At 68.3% G+C, this 1,629-nt stretch carries 2 protein-coding genes and 1 pseudogene; all 3 read right to left on the minus strand.

What is annotated here, in order from left to right; translation table 11 throughout:
* Window positions 1-11: 11 nt before the first annotated feature.
* On the minus strand, window positions 12-629 hold the full coding sequence (locus tag FKP22_RS29665) for a hypothetical protein (RefSeq protein WP_141291809.1): 618 nt from the start codon (window positions 627-629) through the stop codon (window positions 12-14).
* Window positions 630-678: 49 nt separating this feature from the next.
* The gene (locus tag FKP22_RS29670) at window positions 679-1,461 is read right to left on the minus strand and encodes a transglycosylase domain-containing protein (protein ID WP_141291811.1); all 783 of its coding nucleotides are present in this window, start codon (window positions 1,459-1,461) and stop codon (window positions 679-681) included.
* A 25-nt stretch (window positions 1,462-1,486) separates the two neighbouring features.
* A pseudogene (aroE, locus tag FKP22_RS29675) lies at window positions 1,487-1,629 on the minus strand (shikimate dehydrogenase); the annotation flags it as partial.

Consider the following 1,629-nt stretch of genomic DNA (forward strand, 5'->3'; position numbering starts at 1 on the left):
TGGCTTCGGCTTCAGTGCGCATGGTCTTGCGCCTCGCTGGCCAGCAGGCGGCGCAAGGCGTTGGCGTCGCCGCGCCAGCTGCGGCCTTGGGTGTCGGGTTTCAGCGCGCCGCGCAGTGCCAGGTACTCGTGCACGACAAAGTGCAGTGTCACCGGCTCGGCCAGCCCGGGCGTGCGGTCGACAGTGCTCAGCACCAGCGCTTCGTGTTCGCCTGCGCCGCCGCTGTCGAAATCCAGGCCGGCGTTCAGGAAGGCAATTTCGGCGGCTTTTTCATCGTCGCAATACAGGTCGAGGATGAGGTTGGACAGCCGGGTGGCCGTGCCGCGCCAAACGGCGCCGCCCAGGTGCGGGCGGAATTCGCCAAGCTGGTCCAGCCGTGTCATCCAGCGCAAAGCCAATTCGCGCAGCGCACGCAACTCGGCCGGCTGGGTGTCGGCGCAGAACAGCGCGAGGTAGTCGCGCACCTCGTCTTCGACCTGCTCGTTGGACGGCAGCTCGCCCTGGCGGCTGCTGCGGCGGCCCAGGTCACGCGCCGCCTTGCGCTTGGCGGCGCTGTATTCCATCCCTTCTTCGACCACCAGTCTGGCGGCGGTCGCGGCAATCTGGGCAGTGGCTTCCGTTTGGCTCATGCAGCGCTCCTGGGCAAAGGGTTCACGGCGGCGCGGCCGCAGGCACCGATCAGGGCAGTTCGACCGCGCCCATGCGGGCGACGATGGTGCCCGATCGGCCGAGCACATACGCCGAGCCGGGTTGTTTCTCGAAGCGCTTGGGGGCTGGCAGCATCACCGCCAGCCGGGCTGCAGCCGGGGCCGACAGCTTGCTGGCGTCCACATGGAAGTAGTGGCGCGCGGCAGCCTCGGCGCCAAACACGCCTTCGCCCCACTCGACGCTGTTGAGGTAGATGGCCAGGATGCGGCGCTTGCCCAGCAGGCCTTCGAGCATGAAGGTGATGACGAACTCCTGCGCCTTGCGCAGCGTCGTGCGTTCGCCTGAGAGGAACAGGTTCTTGGCCAACTGCTGGGAGATGGTCGAGCCGCCGACGACCTTGGGCACCGCACGCGTGGGCGGCTTGGCAGGTGCCGTCTTGCGCGTGGCCTCGCGCTGCTCGATGCGCTCGTTGACCTTCTCGGCCCGCACCTCGGCCTTCTGGTTGCGGTCCCAGGCCTTCTCGATCGCGTCCCACTCCACGCCCGCATGTTCGACAAAGCCGGCGTCTTCGCTGGCGATCACCGCACGCTTGAGGTTGGGCGAGATCTCTTCATCGGCCACCCAGTCCTGCGACCAGCTCAGCTGGTGCGTCTCGCGCAGCAGCCGCCAGGCTTCGCTGCGCTGGAAGCTGGTGGACTGCGGGTCTATCACCAGCATCAGCGCCACGCGCAGCAGGAAATACAGCTGCAGCGCGACCGTGCTCAGCACCAGCAGTGCGAGCAAGCGGGCGAGCTGGCCCCAAGCGGCCTTCATGCCGCGCTTCTCGATCCGGCGGCCTTCATGCCGCTGCATCCACCTCGGCGCGCAGCCGGGCCAGCACGTCGCCAGTCTCGGGTCGCATGCCGCGCCACAGCGCAAACGCTTCGGCTGCCTGTTCGACCAGCATGCCCAAGCCGTCGCGGCCACGCGCGCCGTGCTGGG

Source organism: Ideonella azotifigens, assembly GCF_006519715.1.
Lineage (GTDB): Bacteria > Pseudomonadota > Gammaproteobacteria > Burkholderiales > Burkholderiaceae_C > Ideonella > Ideonella azotifigens.